Genomic DNA, 25431 nt, shown 5'->3' on the forward strand with positions numbered 1-25431 from the left:
ACAACGCGCGGCGTGTCATGTGCAGACACGCACGCTCGCGGCGCAGGGGGCAGCGCGCCAATCTAGATCTGGCCGTGGCGCGGCGGGGGTGTGCCCGTCAGGGTGTAGCGGCCGATGTGCTGCACCTTCCAGCGCGTCGGGTCGTGCAGCGTGTGCGTGCGGGCGTCGCGCCAGTACCGCGACAGGTTGCCCGAAGCCGAAGCGCTTCGGGTACCGCCCAATTCGAACAAGACATTCGACGCGTCGAGCGACGCCCGCACCGCGGCGACCTTTGCCGCCGCGACCGCGATCGACGCCTCCGCCGCGGTCTCGTCGCTCAGGTTGGCCTCCGCATGGTCGACCGCTCGCGCCGCCTCGACCAGTAGCGCCTGCGCGCCGCGCACCGTCACCGCCAGCTCGCCGGCGACCGTGATCAGCGTCGGGTCGTCGACCGCTGCGGCCACATTCGCCTCGAAATGCGGCCGCGCCCGCTCGGCCTGACGCACACCGGCCGCGAGCGCTCCTGTCGCGATGCCGAGATCGATTGCGCTGTGTAACAACTGCGCTCGCGCGCCGTAGACCGACGGCCCAGCGAAGATCGGCGAGAACGGCACCACATGCTCGACGGGTACCGCCACGTCGTCGAGCGTGACCGTGCCCGAAGCCGTCGTCCGCTGGCCCATACCGTCCCAGTCGTCGACCACCGACAACCCCTCGGCGTCGCGCGCGACTAACGCGACCGCCTTCGGCGTCTGCGCCGTCGGCACCTCACCGCCGTCGGCCAGCGACGCCCGAACCAGCACCCAGTCGGCGAACAACGCGCCCGTCGAATAGAACTTGCGCCCCGACAGCAGGTAGTCGCCCGACGGCTGCCGCACCAACGTCGTCGTGTCCACGTCGATGGTGTGCGGACCCCGCTCGGACTGCGCATTGGCCAACAACGCGCCGTTGCGCACCCGGTCGTAGAAGTACGACTTCTGCGCATACGTGCCCTGCAGTCGCAGCGCCTCCAGAAACACGAAGTGCGAATGTGGAATCTGCGCCAGCGACGGGTCGGCGTGCGCGATGCGCCGGAACACCTCGGCGAGCACCGTCGCGGGCGCTCTGATGCCGCCGTAGTCGGTGGGCACCGTCAACGCCAACAGTCCCGACTCCTTGAGCGCCTGCACCTGGTCGTGCGGCAACCGGCGCTCGGCATCGCGCGCGGAGGCCTCGGCCTCGAACTCGGCAGCCAGTTTCGCCGCAACGTCAAGCGCCTCGTCTCCCGACGCGATGAGGGTCATCGCGTGGCGCCGATGAACGGGATCGATGCCGGGGCGGCCGTCGTCGCCACACCCTTGTACAGCCCGCGCTCGCGCAGGATCGGCACGACGCCCTCGCCGAACCAGTACAGCTCCTCCAGATGGGGATAGCCGGAGAAGATGAACTCGTCGATGCCGATGTCGGCGTATTCGGCGATGCGCTCGGCGACCTCGGCGTGGCTGCCGACCAGCGCGGTGCCCGCACCGCCGCGGACCAGGCCCACACCGGCCCACAGGTTCGGCGCGATCTCGAGCGAGCGGGCGTCGTGCCAATTGCCGTTGCGCCGATGCTCCTCGTGCAGCGCCAGCATCCGCTTCTGACCCTCGGATTGACTGCGGTGCAAGCCCTTCTGCGCGCTGCGCACCGTCTCCTCGTCCAGCGCCGAGACGAGCCGGTCCGCCTGCGCCCACGCCTCGCCGGAGTTGTCCCGCGAGATCGTGTGCAACCGGATGCCGAACCGGACCTGCCGGTCCTCCTTGGCCGCCAGGCCGCGGATCCAGTCGATCTTCTCGCGCACCGCCGACGGCGGCTCGCCCCACGTCAGATAGACGTCGGCGTGGCGGGCCGCAACGGGTCCCGCGGCTGCGGAGCTTCCGCCGAAGTACAACGGCGGCACCGGATTCGGCAGCGTAGGCAGCGCGGCCTCCTCGACGCGGATGTGCTCACCCTCCAGCGAGACCGTCTCGCCGGCCCACAGTCTGCGCACCACCTCGAGGAACTCGTCGCAGCGCCGGTAGCGGCCGTCCTTGTCGAGATAGTCGCCGAACGAACGCTGTTCGTGAGCTTCGCCGCCCACCACCACGTTGAGCAGAATGCGGCCGGGTGCGTGGCGCGCGAACGTCGCGGCCATCTGCGCCGACAGTGTCGGGCTGACCAGACCCGGCCGGAACGCGACCAGGAACGCCAACGACGTCGTCTCGCGGGCAAGCAGTGACGCGGTGATGAACGCGTCCTCGCACCACGCGCCCGTCGGGATCAGAGCGCCGGTGAAACCGAATGACTCGGCGGCCCGCACGATCGAACCCAGATAGTCGATCGAGGCGTCACGATCACCGTGTGCCGCACCGGCGGGCATGCCGTGGCCGCCGCCGACGATCAGCCGACTGTCGCCGTAAGTGGGTAGGAACCAATGCAATTGGATGGTCACGCGATAACTCCTTAACGGCCGCGGGTCGGCTGGGACGCCACCGATGCCGAGGAAGACGGCACCGTGGACGGCCGGTCGATGATGGTCGAGCGCGGCCCGCCGACACGATAGCGGGAACCGCGATGGTCCTCGGGCAGCCGGTCGCCGTTGCCGAGGAGCTTGCGGCGCAACGTACCTGGCGTGTAGGACGTCTGGTACGCGCCGCGCTCGGTGAGGACCGGAACGACGTGGTCGACGAACTCCGCGAACGAGCCGGGCGTGATCGCGTAGGCGAGGTTGAACCCGTCGACGTCGGTCTCTTCGACCCACTCCTGCAACGTATCCGCCACGCGTACACCAGAACCCACGAAGCGCGGGCCCATGCCGCCGATCTTGCCCCACTCAGCGATGTCGCGGACGGCCCACTCGCGGCCGTCGGGGTCGGCGGACTGGAACGCCGCGACCGCCGACAGGATCGCATTGGAGTCGACGTTGCCGACCGGTTCGTCGAGCCCGTAGCGCGACAGGTCGACGCCCATCCATCCGGACATGAACGTCAGCGCGCCCTCGGGGTCGCCGTAGGACAGGTATTCGGCGTGGCGGGCGTGTGCTTCCTCGTCGGTGGCGGCGGTGACGATCGTCGACAGGTTGAAGATCTTCACGCTGTACGGGTCGCGGCCGGCGATCTCGAGTTCCTGGCGGATGGTGCTGACCGTTTGGCGCAGAATCTCTTTCGTCGGGGACGCGGTGAAGATCGCCTCGGCGTTCTCCGCGGCGAACCGGACACCGCGCGGCGACGACCCGGCCTGGTAGATCACCGGAGTGCGCTGCGGGGACGGTTCGGACAGGTGGACGCCCGGGACGCTGAAATGCGTTCCCTGATGGCCGATGTGGTGCACCTTGTCCGGTTCGGTGAAGACCCCGCGGGCGGCGTCGCGGACCACCGCGTCGTCCTCCCACGACCCTTCCCACAGCTTGTAGAGCACCTCGAGGTACTCGTCTGCGTGGTCGTAGCGGGCGTCGTGCGCGGGCTGGTCGGTCTGGCCCATGTTGCGGGCAGCGGCGGGCAGGTACCCGGTGACGACATTCCAGCCGATCCGGCCCTTGGTGAGGTGGTCGAGCGTCGACATGCGGCGGGCGAACGGATAGGGATGCTCGAAGCCGGTTCCGGTCGTGATGCCGAAGCCGAGGTGCTCGGTCACCAACGCCATGGCCGATACCAGCAGCATCGGGTCGTTGACCGGAATCTGGGCGGCCTGCCGGATGGCGGCCTCGTCGCTGGCGCCGTAGACGTCATAGGTGCCGAGCACGTCGGCGATGAACAAGCCGTCGAAGCGTCCGCGCTCGAGCAGCTTGGCGAGCTCGGTCCAGTACTCCAGGTCCTTGTAGCGCCACGACTGGTCGTCGGGGTGCTTCCACAGCCCGGGGGACTGGTGGGCGACGCAGTTCATGTCGAAGGCGTTGAAGCGGATCACACGAGTCACCCCGAAATGCTGCCCGGCCGCGGCGACGTCGTCACGGTTTAGGTTCAGCGCGATCAGAACCACCGCTCGGGGGACGCTCGGCGGCGGCGAGCGTGCGCCGAGCGTCGACATTTCGCGGCGTGTCGTGTGCAGACACGCGCGCTCGCGCAGACAAGGCGGGGAGGTCGCGTGGAAATTGGATGACCTGCGGCGTGATAGCCTCTACGCGGATGTTTATCTACATCCGTTCAGAATGAGAGAAGTTGAAAAGTATGGCACAGGGAACTGTGAAGTGGTTCAACAGCGATAAGGGCTTCGGCTTCATCGCTCCTGACGGCGGCGAGAAGGACGTTTTCGTTCATTTCTCGGAGATCCAGGGCAATGGATTCCGGTCGCTCGAGGAGAACCAACGCGTCGAGTTCAGCATCGAACAGGGCGCCAAAGGACCTCAGGCAGTCGGCGTAAGCGCCGTCTAAGCTTGCACGATCGACTGTGGGCTGGTGGGAATCCCGCCAGCCCACGTTTCGTTTCTGGGTCCTCGACCGAGTCCTGTTCTTGCACAAGGTGTTCGACCTGCGCGGTCTCGGCGGAGAGCTGGCTAGCGTAGGCTGGGGTCATATCGGCGATATTCCGCACGCGACCGTTTGAGATCGCGTCGTCGGCGATGCAAGTAAGGGAGCCGTTCAACGGCTCGGACGGGACCACCCCATGGCAGTACAAGAAGCACCTCCAGTTCCAGGCCGACGACACGACGGGCCCGAAAACACCCCGCGGCTGCGTTTGAAGCGCAAGGCACCGGTGAGTGGCTACGTCGACGGGGCATGGTGGCCGCACAGCGACGACCTCCAGCAAGAGCTTCCTGATTTGCTCAACGTTCTGTCTGTGCGCCTCGGGTCCGTGACACGGGTGATGTACCACCTCGCCGAGTGGGCGCAAGCGCCGCGAAAAGCGGTTGTGGAAGGCCGCGTTGTCCGCCTCGATGGATATCACCGCCAGCCGTCGAACACGATCGCGGTGTTGGACGGCGGCGGGAACCGGATCGTCTTGCTGGTCGTTCCCGCGAATACCGAAGCCGACTTCGCGCACACGATCGCGATGGCGGCCGCTACGCCCGGCAACGTGTCCACGGTGGACTCTCTTCTCAGCACCGGCGCGTGACCTCGCTCAAGCCTCGACAGGCATGGAAACAGCGCTGATGGGCACCCGCCTATCGGTTAACGATGCCTTTGCGCTACATACGCAAACGTCGACGACCCCCGGGCACTCCGTGGCAGTGCTCGTCATCGAGGCGTCGGATCGACTGAGCCACGAGCGCCTCCACAAGCTGGTTTCGTCGGCCTTGCCACAGATGGCACGCTTCCGAAGCGAGCTTGTGAGCAAGCCGATGCGGATGGGACAGCCCGTCTGGGCCGAGATCGCCGACTACGACCCCACACCGCAAATCGGCACCGCGACGGTGCCGGCACCCGGCGGCCGCCGCGAGTTGGCCGATCTCCTGGCGGAGCTGACCGCCGAGCCGCAGACCTCACGTCGACCGCTGTGGGAGGCCTGGAGCATCGACGGTTTGGCCTCTGGCCGTTGGGCATTGGCGGTGAAGATGTCGCCGGTGCTCGCCGACGGAGGGCATGGGCTCGCATCGATGTGGCAGCGCCTGACGACCGCCGAGCCGAACGGTGACCTCCGTTCGTCGACAGAGACAGGCCCGGGCCCCACGCCGTCCACGGGCGAGTTGCTGACCGACTGGCTGGCCGAGGTCATCGAGGGTCAACTGACCGGAGTCTGGATGGCCGCCGGGGCCGTGACCAGCGGGCTGCTGGCGATGCGTCGTCGACTGCGCAATGCCGTCGACGCGCGGGTGGATCCCGAGACCGTTTCAGCGATGCGCGGCGCCGTGCCGGACACGGCGTTCAATGCGGTACTGACGAAGCGGCGGTCGCTGGGACTGGCGTCGATTCCGTTGGCCGACGTGCGGGCTATCAGCGACGCTTTCGGCGGGTCCACCGCGAATGTCGTGCTGGCGGCATGCGCGATATCACTGAGGTCATGGATGCGGCGCCACGAAGCGGTACCTGACGAGCCGCTCCTGGTGGCCGTCCCCCTATCGAGACCGACCGGTGACGCCGCGGAGGACGTGCACTCGCTGGGCGTCGGACATGTGCGGCTCCCGGTTCAACTCGATGACCCGGTGCAGATACTGACCGATCTTCACACCGCGACCGAGAGGTTGAGCATCGCGCATCGCGCACGTGACGAATTGGCAACGCCCCAAGTAGATCCCGCGGCCGTGGCATCGTTGTTCCCACCATGGATTGCCCGTGCCGGCCTGCAGATGTTCAGCGGGCTGACGCGGTGCGTGTCAAGCGCTCAAGCGACGGTTTCATTCTCACTGGAGCGTCCCGACCGCAGGTACTGCGCCGGCGCCAGGGTGGTCGCGATGTATTCAGCCGAGCCGCTTGTCGAGCGCTGCGGACTGAACATTGGCATCATTACACACGGCGAGGTGATGAGCGTGTGCGTTTCCGCCTGCCCCGACAACGTGCGGTGCGTCGATGACATCGCCGGCGGTGTCGCCGAGGCGGTTGGCGTGCTACTTGCCGCTGCCGAAGACTCACCGCGCGGTGAGGGGAGGTCCGTGGTTACCGAATTGTCGTCGCACCGTTCTCGACAAGCAGAACCGATGCGCTCATGAAGCGACACGTGGGCGTCCAACTTCAGGTCGAGATCACCGATCCAACCGAGTTGGAGTTTCAGATCGCGGTCGCGCCACATCCCAACGCTGGAGTGCACGAACAGCTTTCGTTCCTGCTGGACGGAAAGCCCGTTGGAGCGGTGGAAATCAGCGGCGCGCACGGTAACCGGATGCACACACTGTCCGCGACGACGGGCACGTTGACGGTGGAGTACGCCGCGACGATCGTCGGCCGAACCGATCCAGCGCCGGTAACCTCCTACGACCGGTTGATGTACCTACGTCCCAGTCGCTACGCCGAGGCCGACAAGTTCTACGGTTTCGCCGCGACGGAGTTCGGTAGCTACCTGGACTCGACGACTCTGCTCGAGAAGGTGTCCTCCTGGGTCGGAACCCGCCTGAAGTACGTCACCGGCTCCAGCGACCCGATCGACGGGGCGGCAGACACCCTGCTGGCCGGCGAGGGGGTGTGCCGCGACTTCGCGCACCTGGTCGTGGCCCTGCTGCGGGCGGTGAACGTCCCCGCCCGGGTGGTATCGGTGTATGCGCCCGGGCTCTACCCGATGGACTTCCATGCCGTCGCGGAAGCTTTCGTCGAGGGCGGCTGGCGCGTGGTCGACGCGACGCTGCTGGCGCCCCGTCAATCGCTGGTGCGTATCGCCACCGGGCGTGATGCCGCTGACATCGCCTTCCTCACCAACCACAAAGGCGCCATCACTCTGGACAAGCTGCTGGTGACGGCGATTGTCGACGGCGAGCTGCCCAACGATTCGATCGATCAACTGGTATCGATCGGCTGAGGAGCACCGGCGACGTCGGCCCCACGGGATCTTTCTCTAGACTGGTGGCAACGCCGACGTGCTGCCGTTGTCTCTCCTCGATTCCGGCCGGTGGTCCGCAACCACGATGGTTCGAACACGAGCCCGCTCCCGCCCGCACGAACACAGGACAAATTTTGGCAATCACCGACATCGGTGCGTACACCCATCTGACCGCAGCGGACATCGAGGCCCTTGGCGTCGAACTGGACACCATCCGCAGTGATATCGAAGAGTCGCTAGGCGAACGCGACGCGGCCTATATCCGGCGCACCATCAAGTTCCAGAGGGCGCTCGAAGTGGCAGGGCGGCTGCTCATCGGCGTCGGCCGCTCCCGTGCGGGCTGGGTCCTCGGGACGGCGTCGCTGGCATTCGCCAAGTGCGTCGAGAACATGGAGATCGGGCACAACGTGTCCCACGGACAGTGGGACTGGATGAACGATCCGGAAATCCATTCGAGTACATGGGAATGGGACATGGTCGCTGTCTCGGCGCAATGGAGGTATTCGCACAACTACCGCCATCACGTGTTCAGCAACGTGTTGGGTGTGGACGACGACCTTGGATTCGGCATCATGCGAATCACCCGCGACGTACCGTGGCAGCCCGTCCATCTATTGCAGCCGCTACGAAATATGTTGCTGGCAGCGATCTTCGAGTGGGGTATTGCGCTACACGGTGTGCACTCCGAACGCGACCGCGCTGAGGGTGACACCGAGCGGGTGACCCGGGAGAGAAAGAAACTGGTCCGCAAAATCGCCCGGCAGGGTGTCAAGGACTATGTGCTCTTCCCCGCGCTGAGCGGACGACGCTGGCGCCGGGCCCTGTGCGCAAACGCGATGGCCAATCTGATCCGCAACCTCTGGACGTACGTGGTGATCTTCTGCGGCCACTTCCCCGATGGGGCCGAGAAGTTCACCGCAGACGCCATCGAGGAGGAGAGCCGTGCCGACTGGTACCTGCGGCAAATGTTGGGGGCCGCCAACATCGACGCAGGCCCGTTGCTGGCGTTCTCGACCGGCAACCTGTGCTATCAGATCGAACACCACCTGTTCCCCGACCTTCCCAGCAACCGCTTGGCGGAGATCGCGGTGCGGATACGGGCAGTATGCGAGAAGTACGACCTGCCTTACACCAGTGGTTCGCTTGTGCGCCAATATCTTCAGACGTTGCGAACGATCCACAAGCTGGCCCTGCCCGATCGGTTCCCCACGGCAACGAGCGATGACGCCCCTGAAACGGCTTCGGAACTGAAATTCGCATGACCGGCGTACTGTGGAGGACATCGGGCAGCTTGCTCCGCAAGCCGAGATGCCCGGTTGAAAAGGATCTAGCGAATATGACCGTCACCGTCACACTCCCCAACGGGACCACAGACAAGTACATGCGGTTCGGCGACGCTTACATCAAACACAGGGACGGCACGCTCGACGTTGTTCGCGGGGGCGCCACGCAATCGCACAGATACGTGGCCGGGGAGTGGACCGATGTCGAAGGCGACGAAAGCCGCTGGAAGAAGCGGCGGTTCTGGGGTTAGGGACTGCCTCAGCGCTTCCTGAGATCGCCGACCGCATCGGCGGAAGCCGATTTCGCCGCGGCCTTGGCGTGCTTCTCGGCCCGTTTTTCCTTCAGAGACTTGCCGGACTTCTTGGTCATCGACTGCCGAGGAGACTTGTCAGACATCGCTGGCCCCTTGTTCGCGGGGGCCTGGATGGTCCCGATCCCATGACACTACTCCACGTGTCGATCGAAGTGCTGTACCCGGCGGAGCCGATCGACTCGCCGGGTGTAGCCTCAAGGAGTTGGGAGCCCAGCCATTCCGGAACGTGTCAGCCGACTTCCGCTGATCGCGTCGAGCAACCCGCTCATGCCGGACACGCCGGTACCAATCCTTCAGTTGGGACCGCCTTGAACGCATCGCCCACGTCTGTCTTCGGCTCGAATCCCGTGCAGCATCAACATAAATCATGTCGCACACGTATCAGCATCCTCGGCACACCTGCACCGGAATCCTGCGCGCTGGCACGGTTCACCGCTGGTCTGTCGCGTGCGCTGAGCGGGAAGGGCGTCGACGTCAGCGTCGTGGGGGATCGCGCGAGTCCACATTCGAGCGATCAACCGCTCGACGAGGCCGATGTCGCGATCGTCCACCAGGATTTTCGCGCCGCCACGGAGAACGTGGTCGACATCGTCGACAGGTTATCGATCCCGTCGATCGTCATCATCGGTGATATTCCGAAATACGCTACCGCACAACAGTGTTCGGATATCGAAGCGGTTGCCGCGGCCGCGACCCAAATCGTCGTGATGTCTCAGTCCGCACGTCAACGGTTGTGCCGAAACCATGACGTCGACCACCGTAAAGTCCGCGCAATCCCGCACGGTTCGACGGTTCCCGCCACGGTCCGCATGAAGCGGCCCAGCCGGCCCACGATCTTGACCTGGGGCTGGTTGGCGCCCGGAGACGGCGTCGAGCGCGTCATCGACGTGATGGCCTCACTCAAGGACGTTCCCGGTCGACCGCGGTATCTCGTCGCCGGCCCGACACATCCGCACACCTTGGCAGTGGAGGGCGAGGAGTACCGGGAAGCCAGGATCGACCAGGCGAACAGCTGCGGTGTCGCGGACTCGGTGTCGTTCGACCCCGGCTCCTACGACGGAGCCATGCTGGCCACGCTGTTCCAGCAGTCGTCGGTGGTCGTATTGCCCTACGACTCCACTCAGCAGGTGGCGTCTCGCGTGCTCGTCGAGTCGATCGCACACGGAAGACCCGTCATCGCCACCGCTTTCCCGCACGCCAACGAACTCCTCAACGGAGGCGCCGGCGCGGTGGTCGAACACGACGATTCAGCTGGTTTGGCGGCAACGCTCCGCCAGATCATCACCCAGCCACGACTCGCGGGCGCGATGGCCGCCGAAGCGCGGCACATGGCCCCGGAGATGGCATGGCAGACCGTGGCAGGTGCTTACGTGCGTTTGGCCCAAAGTATCGTGGCCCCCGAACCGATACGGGTATGACCGTCCCGCGGAGCCGTGGCCGACCCGGCTGAGGTGCCGATGCACGACCGATTGCTCGCCGCGGTCGACGGTCGACGCGGAGTAGCCGCCGCCGACCGACTCTGTGAGGCGTGCGTTCTGTTGCTGGGCGTCGATGCGGTGGCCATCTCGCTGGTGTTCGACGGAGTCAACAGCGGGACGCTGGGGTCCAGTGGCGACCCTGCCCGCCGATACGACGAACTGCAGTTCATCCTCGGTGAGGGCCCCTGCCTGGACTCCGTCACCGGTCGCGGGCCGGTTCTCGTGCACGACCTCGACGATCCGGCCGAGCGACGCTGGCCCGTCTACGGACCCGCCATGGTTGACCTCGAGATCCGCGGCGTCTTCGCGATGCCCGTCGTCATCGCTGGGGAGTACGTTGGCGCCCTTGACCTTTTCCGGGTCCGGCCTGGTCCCCTCGCCCGCAACCACCTCGCAGGCGCCGTCATCGCCGCCGAGATGGCCGGCGTCCCGCTGCTCGATCTACTCGATACCGACCTCCGAGCCGCCGTCACCGAACCCGGCAGCAACGCATGGGCCGAACTGCACGCGCTGGCGCGCGCCGAGGTCAGCCAGGCCACGGGCATGTTGGTCGCCCAGCTCGGCGTCGAACCGGCCGAAGCCCTGGTCCGGCTGCGCGCCCACGCCTACTCGGCCGGACGCAGCGCCACCGACGTCGCCCGCGACATCCTCGACCGCCGGTTGCGGCTGGAAGCAGACCGATGACCACGACACCACAAGGAGGGCAACGTGACCGACACCCCTCGTGAAACCCGCATGCTGGAAGCGGTGGTTTCCCTCGTCGACACTCTTCTCGAGGACTTCGACGTGGTCGACCTGCTGACCGAGCTCACCGAACGATGTGCCGATCTGCTCGACGTCGCTGCGGCGGGTTTCCTGCTGGCCGACCCGTTCGATCAACTGCGCCTGCTTGCGGCGACGACAGAGCAAGCCCGCGAACTCGAACTGTTTCAACTCCAGGCCGATGAGGGCCCATGCGTCGACTGTTACGCCAGCGCCCAGCCCGTCTCGGTCGCCGATCTTCGCTCCGCCACCAATCGCTGGCCGCGATTCGTCCCCGCCGCGCTGGATGCTGGATTCGCCTCCGTCCACGCCGTTCCGATGCGCGCGGCCGGGCTCGTGTTGGGTGCGCTCGGTCTGTTCGGCGACCGCGCGGGAGCCCTCGACGACGCCGATCTCCTTGCCGCCCAGACATTGGCCCACATCGCGTGTGTCGCGCTGCTGCAGGAGAATGCGCCCACCCCGACGACGGTGCTGCCGCAACTGCGCGCCGCACTCGCCAGCCGGGTGGTCGTCGAGCAGGCCAAAGGGCTCCTGCGCGAGCTGCTCGACGTGTCCGTCGAAGACGCCTTCACCCTGATGCGCTCTTATGCGCGCGCCAACGGTAAGCATCTCACCGACGTGGCCCGTCGGCTGATGGGCGATCGGCACACCCGGTCGGTTCTCGTTTCCGAGATCTCCGAATTTGCCCAGCGCTCAACGGGTTAGGAGCGGTTCCGAGCTCGTGCGCGGCGCACCGCCTCCGCCACCAGGCGCTCGGCCAATATGTGCAACTTGACGTTCTCCGCCTGGCTCAGCCGCGTCAACCGGTCGAAGGCCTCCTCCGCACTCGCACCGCTTCGGCTGCGGATGATTCCGATCGCCTGATCGATGACTGCACGACTGCCCAACGCGCGTTGCAGCCGCATCGTCCGCTCCCGCGCATCGGCGAGCAGTTGGCCGTTGTACACCGAAACCGCTGCGGGACCGGAGAATTGCGTACCCAACTGCACCGCATGCTCACCGAAGGCATCGCGTGCACGGGCGTAGGCGTTGATCGCGCCGATCGCTCGATGATCCACCATCAGCGGTAGCGACAGCGCCGAATGCACCGCCATTCGCGCGACCCGACCACCGAAATGGGGCCACCTGCTATCGCAGCCCAGTGACCCACTGACGGTGGGCCGCCCCGACTCCATGGCCGTCAGGCACGGCCCCTCGTGAAGCTGGTCGTACTGGACGCTGTCGATTGTGGTGACGAAGTCGGCCGTGGCGACGCACGTCGTGATACCGGCGGTACCGCCCCGTTGCTTGAGCGCGATGCCGGCACCGTCGACGCCGGGTATCGCCCGAGCGGCGAACCCCGCCACGTCCGCGAGTAGATCGGTCATCGCGCGCGCATCCGCGACGAGCCCGGCCACCCCCGCCAGCCGGCGTAGAGGTCGGCCTCGTCGGCGTCGCGTTGCGCGGCCGACAGTTCGGCTCCCCGGGCCGATTCCCTGCCCGTCTGGGCGTCGTAGTCAGCCATTCTGCGTCCAGAATCTACTCGCCGCCGTGCGGCAATTTTCAGTCCACGAGCGACAAAGCGTGCGCACGCCGCAACTTGCCCGACGGTGTCTTCGGGATCAAGCCCGGCGCGAGCACGACAACATTGCGGGGCCGCACGTCCACCTCGGCGAACACCTCGTGCGTGACCTGCCGCTCGACGCGGCGCACCTCGTCGGAATCCTCGAAGTTCTTGCATTCGACGGCCACCGCGAACGATTCTCGCGATAGTCCGGCGTCGAGTCGCACCGCCACTGCGCAGCCGGGCCGTACCCCGCCGACGCGACCGGCCGCACGTTCGATGTCGGTCGGGTAGATGTTGCGGCCGGCCATGATGATGACGTCCTTGAGGCGTCCACACACCACAATCTCGCCCTCTTCGGTGAGGTAACCCAGGTCGCCGGTGTCGTACCAACCGCGCTCGTCCTGCGCCGGAATGAACCCCGCCGCTGTCGTGTAACCCCTGCTCACCGGGTCGCCGCGAACCTCGAGGACGCCGACGCCGCGCGGCGGCAGGGTCGCGCCGTCCTCGTCGATGACGCGCACCTCCAGACCGTCCAACGGCCTGCCGAGCTTGACCAGCCGCCGGGTGTGGCCCTTGTTTGCCGGGACCGCGCGGTGCAACACCGACAACAGGTCGGCGTCGACCTCGTCGACAGCCATCCCGCGCCCGCATTCGGAGAACGACACGGCCACCGTCGTCTCGGCCATCCCATAGGCCGGCACGATCGCCTCCGGCCGCAGCCCGAACGGTGCGCCGGCCTCGCAGAGTTCCTCGACGTCCTCCGGGTCCACCTGTTCGGCGCCCGACAACGCCCACCGCAGCGATGACAAGTCATACTCACCCGGCGTGGCCTGCCGTCGAAGCCGCTTGGCGAAGAGTGTGTACGCGAAGTTCGGAGCGGCCGTCATGGTGCCCTTGTACTTATGAATCAGCTTGGCCCACAACAAGGTATCGTTCAAGAAGTCGACGGGAGTGACCTTGACCAGCTCGGCGCCGAAGTACATCGGCACGGTCAGATAGCCCGTCATCCCCATATCGTGAAAACAGGGCAGCCAACTGACGATAACGTCGTTGTCGATGTCGAAATCGCAACCGACCGTCATGGCGTCTGCGTTGGCGACGATGTTGGCGTGTGAGATTTGAACGGCTTTGGGGGAGCCCGTCGATCCCGACGTCAGCTGCATCAGCGCGACGTCGTCGTCGGTCGTCGCGACCGGGTCGATGAAAGGGCCTGTCAACAGCGAATCGACGGTCAGCACCGTCATGCCGAGGCTCTCGAGCACTGGCGCGGCGGCCATGAACGGTTGGCTGATGACGACGGCCTTCGCGGAGATCATCTTGATCACGGCGGTGGTTTCGTCGGCCCAGCGCAGCAAATCGGTGCGGGGTGTCGGCTGATGGAGCATGGTCAGGCTGGCGCCGCGCATCCAGGTGCCCTGTGCGGTCGGCGCGATATCGACGGGGGCGCCGGCCAGCACGGCGATCGCGTCGCCGTGCCCGATGCCCGCCGCGGCCAGCCCGCCCGAAATCCGACCGGCTTGCTCATTGACCTCTGCCCAGGTGTGCCGCACGGGAGCGACCGGCTCACCGGTGACCATCCCCCTGGTGCTCCACCGGGCGTTCCGGTACATCGTCTCGGTGAATTGACTCAATGGAATTCCTTCAGCCCCCGGCGTGACGACGCCGTATATAGGTGTTGCGGTAGCCCGGCAGCGGCTGCCCGGACGATTTCGTCTACCTAGGTGATCCGTCGCTTCGGTCGAAGCGAGGTGCGGAGCTTGTCAGGCATCCCGACTGTACTCATCTCGAGAGCGCTGGTGGTGGCAGCGCGCCGATTACGGTCGAAGTCGTGGCTCGGCCACTGTCGGCGGGGAAATCAGATCGCCGCCGTGACGATTCCGCGAGGCTGGGATATCAACCCGAGAAACCCTACAGCCTTCGCCGGGTGTACAGCAAAGATCTCACAGCAAACGTCAACTTCGGCCGAGGACCCGCCGGAGTAGGCCGGTCCGCGCGGTCGTCGGCCTGCGCGGCGAGTAGGGCCATGGGTTGTTGCGTTCGGGCACCGACTCTGCCCGCGCCTGCTTGAGCTGTCTGCGCAGGTGCTGTCGCAGGTCGTGCAATTCCGGGTCGGTCCACCGGTTGTGGGCCTCGGCCGGGTCGTCGGTCAGGTCGTACAACTCCCACTGGTCGTCGAGCGGTGACGTCCGGTAGGCCTCGCCGCCGATGCCGTTGGCCGCGAGGTGGCGGACCCCGGGCTCAGTCCACGTCGCCGGATCGTCGAACGTCCGGACCAGCTTCCACAGATGGCCCTGACCGCCGGCCTCGTCGACGCGAACCACGAGACCCTCGAAGTTCGACGCGACGTGTGCCGGTATCCGAATACGCAGTGGTGCAGGCGGATTCGTCCCTCGCTTGATCTTGCGCGCCAGACCCGACGCGCCGGTGTCACCTTCGAGCACGTTGTCGCGGGTCATCAGGTACACCGCTCGCGCGTCGTCGGCCTGCGCACCGTCTACGACGGGCATCAGGTTGCGGCCCGGCAGGTCGTGCACCTCGGAGAAGGACTCGGCCAGCTTTGCCGCCGCGGCTTCGACGTCGACACCCGCGGCGCCCAGCAGCGTCGGCACGATGTCCACGTGCGACGTCGGCGCCGTCACCGTCCGCGGTTCGGTCGCCTGCTCGCCGATCCGGGCCACCACGAACGGCACCCGCGTCGCCTCGTCGTACAGGTTGAACCACTTCTGGTGCAGGCCGCCGTGCGCGCCGAGCAGATCGCCGTGGTCCGACGTGCGGACCAGCACCGCGTTCTCCGACCCGCCCTCGGTGACCGCGCGCCGCACACGGTCGATCGGGTTGTCGACCTCGGCGTGCAGTCGGTAGTACAGGTCCCGGTAGCGCTGCGCCTGACGCGTGTAGGTGCGGTCGATCGCCGGCGCGGGGCCGTAGCCCGAGTAATAGGCCTCGCGGAACGCGATCTGGGCGGCGGGTTTGGTGGACAGATCCTCGTCGGCGGTCGGCGCCGGCGGCACCTTCGGCGGGTCAAGCGGCGACGGGTGCACCGGGCTGCGCCGCTGCCACGCCGGGAACAGCACGATGTCGTGCGGGTTGACGAAGCTGGCCACCAGCAGGAACGGCCGCATCGCGTCGACGTCGCCCGCGCGGCGCCGGTCGTAGCGGTCCCGCAGCCAGGCCACCACCCGGTCGGCGATCAGCGGGTCGCGCCGAATCCCCGCGTTCGCCAACGGGGCGCCGTGCGGCTCCGGGCCGACCCAGCCCGAAAAGCCGTACGGTGCAAGTGGATCGGCGTCGAGATAGCGCTGTACCGCCTTCGGGTCGACGACGCCGTCGTCGTCGTTGGTGGCCAGCGGCTCACCGGTGGCGGGGTCGGTCAGGTCGGCGTGCGAGATGTGCCATTTGCCGTCGTAATGGGTGTCGTAACCGGCCGCGCGGAACCAGTTGCCCAGCGTCGGCACCTCGTTGGGTCGCAGCCAGCGCATGCGGGAGTCGTCGGCGGTCTTGCCGATCCCGTCGGTCTGGGTGACACCGTGCAGGTCGGGGTACTGGCCGGTGAAGATCGTGGGGCGGCTCGGCACGCAGGCCAGCGACCCCGTGTAGTGCCGCGCAAAGCTCACGCCGTGCTCCTCGAACCACTTGCGGCCGGTCAGCGTGTCCCGGCGCCAGGCGAGGATCTCGGGCGCCTCATACGGCGGCACCGCGCGCTCCTCGTCGGTCATCACGATGATGATGTCGGGTCGGTTCGTCATCGGGTGTTCTCCAATCGCTTCGCCAACGCGGCGAGCATGGTGTCGGATCCGCGGGCCAACGCCTGAGAGGTCAGGCGTTCGACGAGCTGCTGCGTTTTGCCCCTGCCCTTGCGAACGGTGGTGGTGATCGTCACGATCGTCTCGCCGCCGCTCGTCGGCTCCAGGGTCCAGCGGTTGCTGATCGTGCCAAGGACGTTGGGCAGACCCTCGATCTCGTACGCGAGGACGTACTGCGGATCGCATTCGGTGACGGTCTCGACCAACGTGTTGCGCCCGATCTGCACCCGTCGTGCCGTGCCGATCAGCGCGCCGTCGGGCCCGTGCACCAGGATGCAGGAGTGGTCGACGTCGAGCCACGAGGCGATGGCGCCGAAATCGGCGAGCACATCCCAGATCTGCGTCGGGCTCGCCGCGATGACGCGGCTGCGGTCGAGTTCGGCCACGGCCCCCACCGTACGTGAAATTGGCGACGCCGTCAGGCAATCCCGCGTCGTCGCGGATTCCGGTGCGGGAACCGAACTCTCAGCCACCGTGGTCGCGTTGGTCGCACAATGTCGTACCCGCTAGCCGGAAAGAGCGCGCTTTCCTGTAGACGCGCCCGTCGCACGTCCTTACCGTCGGACGCCATGAGCAACATCCTGCAGGTCGGGCCGATGATGCCGACGCTGGCGCAGAGCCTGCGCGACGACTACGGCGCGGTCGTGCTGCCCAGCGACCCGGGAGAGCGCGAGGCGTTCCTGAACAAGCACGGCGACGAGATCACCGCCGTGGTGACGTCGGTGGTCGGTGGGGCGGACGCGGACCTGATCGCCGCGCTGCCGAACCTCGCGGTGATCGTGAACTTCGGCGTGGGGTACGACTCCGTCGACATCGACGCCGCCGTCCGGCGCGGGATCGTGGTCAGCAACACCCCTGACGTGCTGACCGACGCCGTCGCCGACACCGCCGTCGGTCTGATGATCGACACGCTGCGGCAGTTCTCGGCCGCGGACCGGTTCGTGCGGGCGGGCCGCTGGCCTCACGGGATGTACCCGCTGACCCGCGAGGTGAGCAACTCCCGTGTCGGCATCCTCGGGCTGGGCCGGATCGGGAGCGCGATCGCCAAACGGCTCAACGCGTTTGGCTGTGAAATCTCGTATCACAACCGCCGTCCGGTCGCCGATTCGCCGCACCGTTACGCCGCGTCGGCCGAGGAGCTGGCGCGCGGCGTCGACGTCCTGATCGTGGCGACCGCCGGCGGCGGCGATACCGCGAACCTGGTCGACCGGGCCGTGCTCGACGCGTTGGGCCCCGACGGGTACCTGATCAACATCGCCCGCGGCAGCGTGGTCGACGAGCAGGCGATGGTCGAGGCCTTGACGTCCGGACGGCTGGGCGGGGCGGGTCTGGACGTCTACGCCGACGAGCCGCACGTCCCCGAGCCGCTGCTCGGGCTCGACAACGTCGTGGTGCTACCGCACGTCGGCAGCGCAACGGTGCAGACCCGCGCGGCGATGGCGGCGTTGACGTTGCGCAACCTGGACAGCTTCTTGAAGACGGGCCGGTTGGTCACCCCGGTGCCGGAGTGCCGAAAGTCGTGAAGATGACGGAAATCGCGCTGATTGCATCATCTTTGCGACGCTCGACGCCGGGGGGCTACCCCGTATGCGCCGGGGGCCGCGGCAGCGCGTCGCGGTATGCATCCTCGTAATCCTCGATGCCGGACTTGACCAACGGATCGAGCCCGCCGAAGTAGTTGCTGAGGGCGGTCCGGAAGTCGGTGAAGTTGTCTTCGAGCGGGTTGAGCCGGCCGGTGTCCGGATCGATCAGGCCTGCCTCGGTGAAGAAGCGCGGATCGCCGAGGTTGTTCTCGAGCAATCGCTGCGCGACGGCGTACTGCAGCGCTTCGGAACTCTCCTGCGCGATGTAGGTCGGATCGTTGGGCACCGGGGCGTCTCCGACGAAGATCTGCTGCAAGGGGTCGACCGGCATCTTGCCGTTGAAGTCGAGAAGTGCTTTGACACCGGGGATTTCGCCGCCGAGCGACTTGGCGAGGTCGAACCACTGACCGCGGCTCTCATACGCTTTGACGTCTTGCAGGTTGCCGTACTTGATCGCGTCGTTGTCGGCGACGTTGGCTCCGGAGTCGATGAGCCCGCGCAGGGTGCCCGCCGATTGCAGATCCGCGGTGTCGACCGTGCCGCCGTCGATGATGGACTGCTGGAAGTTCTCCTGGTACTGCAGGCCGTTGAGGTAGGCCTGGCTGTTGAGGGTCGCGGCGGCTTGGGGATCGGTGTCGATGACCGCGAATAAGTCACGGGTGAGCGGCATTTCGGGATTCTTGAGGCTCTCGAGCGGCTCGAATCCGCGGCTGTTGTCGAGCGGGTTGCCCAGCATGTCGTCGATGTAGGGCTTGTTCGCCTCGGCGAGGGCACGGGTGAGCTCGGGGTTGACCTGTCCGAGCGACTGGCCGTCGGTGCCCGGGATGTCGAGCAACCGTGGCGAGTTTCCTCCCGCCCACTGGTCCACCGCGTGCATCGTCTGCCCGTTCTGCTCGGCCTGGAACAGCTGGGTGGGGTCGGTCAGGTCGGTCGGGACCGCACCGGTGCCGTGGAGCAGATTGCCTGCCGCCGCGCCGTTGTCGGCCCACTGGTGGGTGAACAGGTCCTCGATGAAACCGTCGTTGGCGGTGTTGCCGTCCGCCCCCGCCAGCGCGTCGTGCACGGCCATCGGGTCGCGTCCGGCCGAGCCGAGCATGTCCTGCACGGCCGGGTCGATGAGACGTTGCCCCAGGTCGATGTTTTCCTTCCAGGCGATATCGGGGGCGTCGTGCATGTTCTGCAGGATCTGCTCGGACTTGTCCAGCAGCGCATTGTCCAGCGCGGTGCCCTGCTGCAGTTTGGCGTCGCCGGCGGACACGATCGCGGCCACATCGCGGTATTCGTCGAGATGCGGGAACGGCTTGTACCAATCGGGCCACTCGAGGGTCGGGTTGCCCTCCTCGTTGGTCCCGGCGGTGGGCGCCGTCGGCCCCCGCAACGGCGCCTCGAACGCTTCTCGAATGCCCGACGGCAGGTTCTGCATGCCGCCGCGGGTGGGGACGAATCCGGCGTCGCCGGGTTTGGCGTCGGGATCGGCGCCGGCGACGGTGATGTTCTCGTTGGACACCAGCTGCAGCGCGTCGGCGACGCGTCCGCCGTTCGGGCCGAGCTTGTCGATCATCGCGCGAATCTCGGCCGGGCTCTTGCCATCCAGCGACCGCGACAGTTGGTTCAGGTAGTCCATCTGGCTGGCCGGCAGCACCAGCTCGCCACGTGCCAACGCCTCCTGCTCCTGCGGGGTCAGCGTGGTGTTCTTCTCCAGGCGCGCGAGCTCCTCGGGGCTGAGCTCCCCGTCCTGCAGCGACTCCCCGTCGGCGCTGCCCTGCTCGGCGGGGGTGTCGGGATCGCCGCCGGTGGCCGCGGACAACACCCGGGCGAGGTCGCCGTCGACCTCCTCGGCGGCGGCCAGCACCGCAACCGCGCGGTTCTCCACCTCGGCCATCTTCTTCTCGAGCTGCGCGATCTCCTGATCCGTCCAGCCGGTCGTGTCGGGTGGAGTGACTGTGCCGGTGTTCAGGTCGAGCTGCACCGCCGGCGCCGCGGCCGCGTAGTCGATGAGGCCGTTCAGGTCGTTCTTGACCGAGCGGGCGTCCGCGGCGGCGCGCTGAGCGCCCAGCGACACGAGGATGGCCTCTTTCTGCGTGATGTCGAGCTTGGTGGCCGACTGCGCGATGGCCTGCTGCGCGGTCTCTGCCGCCTGGCCTTTCCACGTGCCGAACACCGAAAGGTTGCGCAGCGCCTCGGCCGTCTCCCCGCTGGTGCGGGCGCGGTGGGCCGCCGCCTTGGAGACTTCGTCGATCTGCTCGGGCTGCCAACGCTGGACGTCGGCCAACGTCATCCCCACGGGTCAGAGCCCCATGGTGCCCAGATTTGATCCCGCAGAGTCGATTTCGGTGGCGGCATTGTCATCGGTGCGGACGTATTTCGCCGCCGCCGAGCTGAGGTCTTCGGCGTGTTTGACCAGCCCGCTGTAATGCGCGGCGGATTCCTGTTCCCACTTCGCGATGGTTGCTGAGAGCCCCGCGGCGCTGGTGCCGATCCAGCCGGTCTGGGCGGCGCCCATGCGCTCGTGGGCCGTGCCGTGCGCGGACCTCAGGCCGTCGGCGGCCGCGTTGACGTGGTCGGCGGCCATCCGTACCTCGAGCGGGTCGACCCGCAGTTCTTCGCTCATACACCTTTCCAAACGCTCGCCGGCGGTCCAAGTGTTTGCTGGCCAACCCTACCATCGCTGCGACACCCCCTGATGCACTAATTTCGGCGGCCCGGGGGCAGTGCGCGGGCCTTTGAGCGAGTTTGCTAGCTCAACCGAGCGACGAGCGCGTCGGTGACCTCCGACGTCGAGGCCTGACCGCCGAGGTCTCCGGTTCGGGTCTGCGGGTCGGCCAGCGTCGCCTCGACGGCGGCCATCACGTCATCGGCGGCTTGGGTGTGCCCCAGATGCTCGAGCATCAGCGCCGCCGACCACACCGCGCCGATCGGGTTGGCGATGCCCTGCCCGGCGATGTCGGGCGCCGACCCGTGCACGGGTTCGAACATCGACGGGTACTGCTTGGTGGGGTCGAGGTTGGCAGACGGGGCGATGCCGATCGAGCCCGCCACGGCGGCGGCGAGGTCGCTGAGGATGTCGCCGAACAGGTTGGAGCCGACGACGACGTCGAATCGCTGGGGCTGCAGGACGAATTTCGCGGCCAGCGCGTCGATGTGCTCGCTGTCGAGCTTGACGTCGGGGTAGTGCGACGCCCTTTCTGCGACCACCTCGTCCCAGAACGGCAAGGTGTGCACGATGCCGTTGGATTTGGTCGCCGACGTCACGTACTTGCGGCGGGTGCGGGCGAGTTCGAACGCGAAGTCGGCGATGCGGCCGACGCCGTTGCGGGTGAAAACCGATTCCTGGACCGCCATTTCGTCGGGGAAGCCGCGGTTCAGCCGTCCGCCGATCTCGCTGTACTCGCCCTCGACGTTCTCGCGGACCACGACAAAGTCGACGTCGTTCGCCGTGCGCAGCGGGCTTGCGACGCCGTCGAAAACGCGGATCGGCCGCATGTTCACGTATTGGCGGAACGCGCGGCGGATCGGGATGAGCAGGCCCCACAGCGAGACATGGTCGGGCACGCCCGGCCATCCGACCGCGCCGAGGAAGATGGCGTCGAACTTGCTCAGCGTGTCGATGCCGTCGTCCGGCATCATCGCGCCCTCTTCGGCATAGCGCTGACACGACCAGTCGAACTCGGTGTAGGACAACGAGATCGCGTGCTTGCGCGTCACGGCGTCGAGCACCGCCCGCGCCGACGCGATCACCTCGGTGCCGATCCCGTCGCCGGGGATGACGGCGATTGACGATGAGCCGCTTGCGCGAAGAGCATCAGGCTCGGTCATGTACCCAATCCCAGAAGGCTGATCATCAACGGCAACAGAATGATGATCAGGATAGCGCCCGCGATGTCGAAGGTGACGCCGGAGCGGATCATCTTCGTGATCGGCACGACGCCCGAGCCGTAGACGATCGCGTTCTGCGGCGTGGACACCGGCAGCATGAAGCCGAACGACGCCGCGAACGTCGCCGCCAGTGCGGGCACGAACGGGTTGACGCCCGCGGCCACCGCCACGGGGATCACGATCGGGACGACCACCGCCGCGGATGCGGTGTTGCTGGTGGTTTCGGAGACGATGATCGCCAGCACGACGGCGAAGATGGTGATCGCGACGCTGCTGGTCAGGCCGAGCGCGTCGTTGACGGAGGTGCCGATGGTCTCGGCCAGCCCGGTCGAGGAGATCAGCGAGCCGAAGATGATGCCGGTGCCGAACAGGATGATTGTGCCCCAGTCGATTTCGGCGGCGTCCTTCCAGCGCAGCGTGAATTCGCGGCTCTGCCAGTCGGTCGGCAGCAGGAACAGCAGCGACGCGCCGAACACCGCGACGACACCCTCGTCGAGGCGGTCGCTGACGAACTCGTACGTGTTGGACTCGGTGCCGGTGATCAACGCGACCACGCCGGGCAGGATCCACAGCGTCACCGTCACGGCGAACGCGATCAGTGTGTTCTTCTCCGCCCGCGACAGCGAGCCCAGCTTCTCGCGTTCGCTGGCCACATACTCGGCCACCCCGTCGATGCGTTTGATCTCGGGTTTGTTGAGCCGCAACATGATCAGTGCCAGCAGCAGGAACATCACCAGGCAGATGGGGATCGCCATCACCATCCACTGGCCGAAGCTGATCCGCTCGCCGGTGGCCTCTTCGATGAGCCCGCGCCCGATCAGGTTCGGCGGGCTGCCGACCGGCGTGAGCAACCCGCCCACGCTGGCGCCGTAGGCGAGCATCAGCATGAGCGCGGCGCCGACCCGTAGCCGTTGCGGATCGAAGTCGGCGTCGACGTCGCCGCGCTGCTGCAGCAGTTTGGCGATGACCGACAGGATGCCGATCGCGGTCGGCAGCAGCATGGCCACCGTCGCGGTGTTCGAGACGAACGCCGACAGCAGGCATGTGATCGCGCCGAACGCGATGATGACGCCGGTGGTCGAGCGGCCCGCCCGTGGCAGGGCCAGGATGCGGAACGCGAATCGCCGCGCCACACCGTGTTTGAGCATCGCCTGGGCGAGGATGAAGGCGCCGATGAACGTGAAGATCGTCGACGACCCGAACGGGCCGAGCACGTCGTCGACCGGTGCGACTCCGAGGAACACCGCCACCGCGACGCCGAGCAGGCCGCCGATCGGGATCGGCACCGCCTCGCTGATCCACAGCGCGATCACGCCGAGCAGGACGGCGCCGAGCACCTGCTGTTCCCGCGGGATGTCGAGCGGCAGGACGAGGAAGACGACGGTCAGCAGCGGGGCGAGGAACAGGCCGATCGTGCGGCGGCCCTTCTCGAAGCGTTCCTCTCGCGGCGAGAGTCGCTGTTCGCCCAGGCTTCGGTACGTCGCGCTGCCGAGTAGAGCCTTGTCGACGTCGGTCGGCGTGACCTGGTTCTCCGCAGTCATCACAGGCTCCGTCCACCCGGGTGGCGTGTGCGCTACACCACAGTCGCTGGGAGGAGTGCCCTGGACTCAGGCGACGCTAAACATCGAGCGAAGCGGCCGGGGCGGCCGCACCCTGGGGTGAGCGCACAGCTAGGTACGGTTTGGCGCTCGAAATTTGTACAAGGATGAGCGCTCGCGGCCAATTAGGAGTTGCGGAGGCGGCGCGCCAGACCCGAGGCGCGTACCGCTCTGCGCTCGACGGCGGCGCGCACCGAGGCCGCCGGTCCGACGACGCGGATCTTCTTCTTGGCCCTGGTGACAGCGGTGTAGAACAGCTCGCGACTGAGCAGCCGCGAATCCTCCGGCGGCAACAACACGGTGATCTCGTCGGCCTGGCTGCCCTGCGATTTGTGGATTGTCATGGCATGCATGGTTTCGACGTCGGCGAGCCGGCTGGTCGCGAACTCCAGCCGTTCGGTGCCGGCGATGACCGCGCGCAGCACGCCGTCGCGCAGCACCGTGACGCCGGTGTCGCCGTTGTAGAGGTTGAGCCCGTAGTCGTTCGCCGTCACCAGGACTGGCCGCCCGGCGTACCACGTCGACCAGATTGGTTCGCCGGTCAACTCCGACAGCCACCGCTCGACCTGGTGGTTCCAGTACCGCACCCCGAACGGGCCACGGCGATGCGCGCACAGCAGCCGGTGTTCGGTCAAGATGGCCAGCGCCGCGTCGGCGTCGCCGAGAATCGCCGCCGTGCGCAGCGCGATCGCGTTCGGCACCAACACCTTACGAAGGTGTTCGGACGGCTCCTCGGTGTCGACCCACTCGATGTGCTCATCGCCGGCGCGCAACACGTCGACGACGGCGTCGGCGTCGCCCGTGCGGATCGCCGTGGCCAGCCGGCCGATCGACTCGCCGAACCGGTGCGACGTCTTCAGTTCCGCGATGCGACCGGTGCCGAGACCGTCGACCAGGTCCGCCAGTACCGCACCCGCCTCGACCGAGGCCAGCTGGTCCGGGTCGCCGACCAGGATGAGCCGCGCTTCCGGCCGCACCGCCTCGAGCAGTCGCGCCATCATCGTCAGGGACACCATCGACGTCTCGTCGACGACGATCACGTCGTGCGGCAACCGGTTGGCACGGTTGTGGCGGAACCGCGCCGACGTGTCGGGGCGGCTGCCGAGCAGCCGGTGCAACGTCGTCGCGTGCAGGCCGGACAGCGCCTCGCGGTCGGACGCGTCGAGCTTGTCGACCTCCAGTTGCACCGCCTCCTGCAGTCGCGCCGCCGCTTTCCCCGTCGGCGCCGCCAGCGCGATCCGCAGCCGCGTACCGCTTGCGAGCAACGCCAGCAGGCGCGCGACCGTCGTGGTCTTACCCGTGCCCGGACCGCCGGTGAGCACCGTCAGCCCCTGCGACAGCGCGAGTTCCGCGGCGGCGCGCTGCTCCTCGAAGCCCGGCGGGAACAACCTGTCGAGATCGGGCATCGGCTGGGCCGGCCGGGCGGCGGTCATCCGCAAGATGTCGTCACACACTTGCTGTTCTTCGAGCCAGTACCGGTCGAGGTACAACAGGTCACCGTCGACGTGCAGCACCGGCGGTTGCCCCGTCAGCGCGTGCCCGGCGATGGCGGCGAACCAGTCGCCGATCGCGGGCCACGGCAGCCCATCGAGGCCGACCTGCTGTTCGACGGTCCGCAGGTCCAGGCACACCGACCCGTTGCGCAGCGCGCGCACCGCGAGCGCGAGCGCGAGCTCGACCCGGTCGTCGGGCGCCTTGACAAGCTCGCAGAGCCGTTGCGCGACATGCACATCCGACGCATCGAGGACCTCCGCGTCGGTGAAGGTGCGCAACAGTCCGGTGGCGCTGACGGCCCGCCGCCATTCCAC

At 67.2% G+C, this 25431-nt stretch carries 21 protein-coding genes and 1 pseudogene; 10 read left to right on the forward strand and 12 right to left on the reverse strand.

Annotation, left to right across the window (positions count from 1 at the left end; all coding sequences use genetic code 11):
• Positions 1 to 62 precede the first annotated feature (62 nt).
• From A5752_RS23090 to A5752_RS23100, 3 genes are read right to left on the reverse strand one after another with little or no spacing between them, the layout of a single operon-like run.
• Positions 63 to 1262: an SfnB family sulfur acquisition oxidoreductase gene (locus A5752_RS23090; protein WP_067090736.1), complete on the reverse strand. Its 1200-nt coding sequence runs from the start codon at positions 1260 to 1262 to the stop codon at positions 63 to 65.
• On the reverse strand, positions 1259 to 2428 hold the full coding sequence (locus A5752_RS23095) for an LLM class flavin-dependent oxidoreductase (protein ID WP_067090739.1): 1170 nt from the start codon (positions 2426 to 2428) through the stop codon (positions 1259 to 1261). Before A5752_RS23095 ends, A5752_RS23090 begins: the two co-directional genes overlap by 4 nt.
• Before the next feature lie 11 nt (positions 2429 to 2439).
• The gene (locus tag A5752_RS23100; protein ID WP_067091470.1) at positions 2440 to 3891 is read right to left on the reverse strand and encodes an LLM class flavin-dependent oxidoreductase; all 1452 of its coding nucleotides are present in this window, start codon (positions 3889 to 3891) and stop codon (positions 2440 to 2442) included.
• 251 nt (positions 3892 to 4142) lie between these two features.
• Between A5752_RS23100 and A5752_RS23105 the strand changes: the two genes are divergently transcribed.
• The 9 genes from A5752_RS23105 (at position 4143) to A5752_RS23145 (ending at position 11922) form a co-directional block, all read left to right on the forward strand.
• Positions 4143 to 4346, forward strand: a complete 204-nt coding sequence (locus tag A5752_RS23105) for a cold-shock protein (protein ID WP_067090742.1) — start codon at positions 4143 to 4145, stop codon at positions 4344 to 4346.
• A gap of 232 nt (positions 4347 to 4578) precedes the next feature.
• Positions 4579 to 5028: a DUF5994 family protein gene (locus A5752_RS23110; RefSeq protein WP_067090745.1), complete on the forward strand. Its 450-nt coding sequence runs from the start codon at positions 4579 to 4581 to the stop codon at positions 5026 to 5028.
• 37 nt (positions 5029 to 5065) lie between these two features.
• A complete protein-coding gene (locus tag A5752_RS23115) occupies positions 5066 to 6559 on the forward strand; it encodes a wax ester/triacylglycerol synthase domain-containing protein (protein ID WP_067091473.1) in 1494 nt (497 codons plus the stop codon).
• Positions 6556 to 7359 (forward strand): transglutaminase-like domain-containing protein, encoded by an 804-nt coding sequence (locus A5752_RS23120; RefSeq protein ID WP_067090747.1) that lies wholly within the window; start codon positions 6556 to 6558, stop codon positions 7357 to 7359. Before A5752_RS23115 ends, A5752_RS23120 begins: the two co-directional genes overlap by 4 nt.
• A 155-nt stretch (positions 7360 to 7514) precedes the next feature.
• Positions 7515 to 8642: a fatty acid desaturase family protein gene (locus A5752_RS23125; RefSeq protein WP_067090749.1), complete on the forward strand. Its 1128-nt coding sequence runs from the start codon at positions 7515 to 7517 to the stop codon at positions 8640 to 8642.
• Positions 8643 to 8716: 74 nt separating this feature from the next.
• Positions 8717 to 8914 (forward strand): hypothetical protein, encoded by a 198-nt coding sequence (locus A5752_RS23130; RefSeq protein WP_067090753.1) that lies wholly within the window; start codon positions 8717 to 8719, stop codon positions 8912 to 8914.
• Positions 8915 to 9324: 410 nt separating this feature from the next.
• Complete coding sequence (locus A5752_RS23135; protein WP_231983491.1) at positions 9325 to 10395, forward strand: glycosyltransferase; 1071 nt, start codon at positions 9325 to 9327, stop codon at positions 10393 to 10395.
• Between the two features lie 39 nt (positions 10396 to 10434).
• Positions 10435 to 11139 carry a GAF and ANTAR domain-containing protein gene (locus A5752_RS23140; protein WP_082964048.1) on the forward strand — a complete coding sequence of 235 codons (705 nt, stop codon included), beginning with the start codon at positions 10435 to 10437 and terminating at the stop codon, positions 11137 to 11139.
• Positions 11140 to 11163: 24 nt separating this feature from the next.
• Entirely contained in the window at positions 11164 to 11922 is a 759-nt protein-coding gene (locus tag A5752_RS23145; protein WP_067090756.1) for a GAF and ANTAR domain-containing protein, read from the forward strand.
• Here A5752_RS23145 and A5752_RS23150 read toward each other — a convergent pair.
• The 4 genes and pseudogenes from A5752_RS23150 to A5752_RS23165 all read right to left on the reverse strand — a co-directional run bounded on the left by A5752_RS23150 (position 11919) and on the right by A5752_RS23165 (position 16952).
• Positions 11919 to 12721 (reverse strand): annotated as a pseudogene (locus A5752_RS23150) (GAF and ANTAR domain-containing protein). The gene A5752_RS23145 and the pseudogene A5752_RS23150 sit on opposite strands and share 4 nt — an antisense overlap.
• Positions 12722 to 12759: 38 nt before the next feature.
• Positions 12760 to 14394, reverse strand: a complete 1635-nt coding sequence (locus tag A5752_RS23155) for a fatty acyl-AMP ligase (RefSeq protein WP_067090759.1) — start codon at positions 14392 to 14394, stop codon at positions 12760 to 12762.
• A 321-nt stretch (positions 14395 to 14715) separates the two neighbouring features.
• Complete coding sequence (locus A5752_RS23160) at positions 14716 to 16509, reverse strand: sulfatase family protein (protein ID WP_067090761.1); 1794 nt, start codon at positions 16507 to 16509, stop codon at positions 14716 to 14718.
• Positions 16506 to 16952, reverse strand: a complete 447-nt coding sequence (locus A5752_RS23165; RefSeq protein ID WP_067091482.1) for an SRPBCC family protein — start codon at positions 16950 to 16952, stop codon at positions 16506 to 16508. Before A5752_RS23165 ends, A5752_RS23160 begins: the two co-directional genes overlap by 4 nt.
• Before the next feature lie 183 nt (positions 16953 to 17135).
• Between A5752_RS23165 and A5752_RS23170 the strand changes: the two genes are divergently transcribed.
• Positions 17136 to 18089, forward strand: a complete 954-nt coding sequence (locus A5752_RS23170; RefSeq protein WP_067090763.1) for a 2-hydroxyacid dehydrogenase — start codon at positions 17136 to 17138, stop codon at positions 18087 to 18089.
• 55 nt (positions 18090 to 18144) lie between these two features.
• On the opposite strand, the gene A5752_RS23175 is transcribed toward A5752_RS23170, so the two are convergent.
• The 5 genes from A5752_RS23175 to recD form a co-directional block, all read right to left on the reverse strand.
• Complete coding sequence (locus A5752_RS23175; RefSeq protein WP_067090765.1) at positions 18145 to 20427, reverse strand: TPR repeat domain-containing protein; 2283 nt, start codon at positions 20425 to 20427, stop codon at positions 18145 to 18147.
• A gap of 9 nt (positions 20428 to 20436) precedes the next feature.
• Positions 20437 to 20760, reverse strand: coding sequence for a WXG100 family type VII secretion target (locus tag A5752_RS23180; RefSeq protein WP_067090768.1), 324 nt, complete (start codon positions 20758 to 20760; stop codon positions 20437 to 20439).
• 125 nt (positions 20761 to 20885) lie between these two features.
• Positions 20886 to 21965: a tartrate dehydrogenase gene (locus tag A5752_RS23185; protein ID WP_067090771.1), complete on the reverse strand. Its 1080-nt coding sequence runs from the start codon at positions 21963 to 21965 to the stop codon at positions 20886 to 20888.
• Positions 21962 to 23566 (reverse strand): SLC13 family permease, encoded by a 1605-nt coding sequence (locus A5752_RS23190; protein WP_067090774.1) that lies wholly within the window; start codon positions 23564 to 23566, stop codon positions 21962 to 21964. The genes A5752_RS23185 and A5752_RS23190 overlap by 4 nt, the downstream gene beginning before the upstream one ends.
• A 182-nt stretch (positions 23567 to 23748) precedes the next feature.
• Positions 23749 to 25431, reverse strand: coding sequence for an exodeoxyribonuclease V subunit alpha (gene recD / locus A5752_RS23195; RefSeq protein ID WP_231983504.1), 1683 nt, complete (start codon positions 25429 to 25431; stop codon positions 23749 to 23751).

Origin of the sequence: Mycobacterium sp. 852002-51961_SCH5331710 (genome assembly GCF_001665535.1) — a bacterium.
GTDB lineage: Bacteria > Actinomycetota > Actinomycetes > Mycobacteriales > Mycobacteriaceae > Mycobacterium.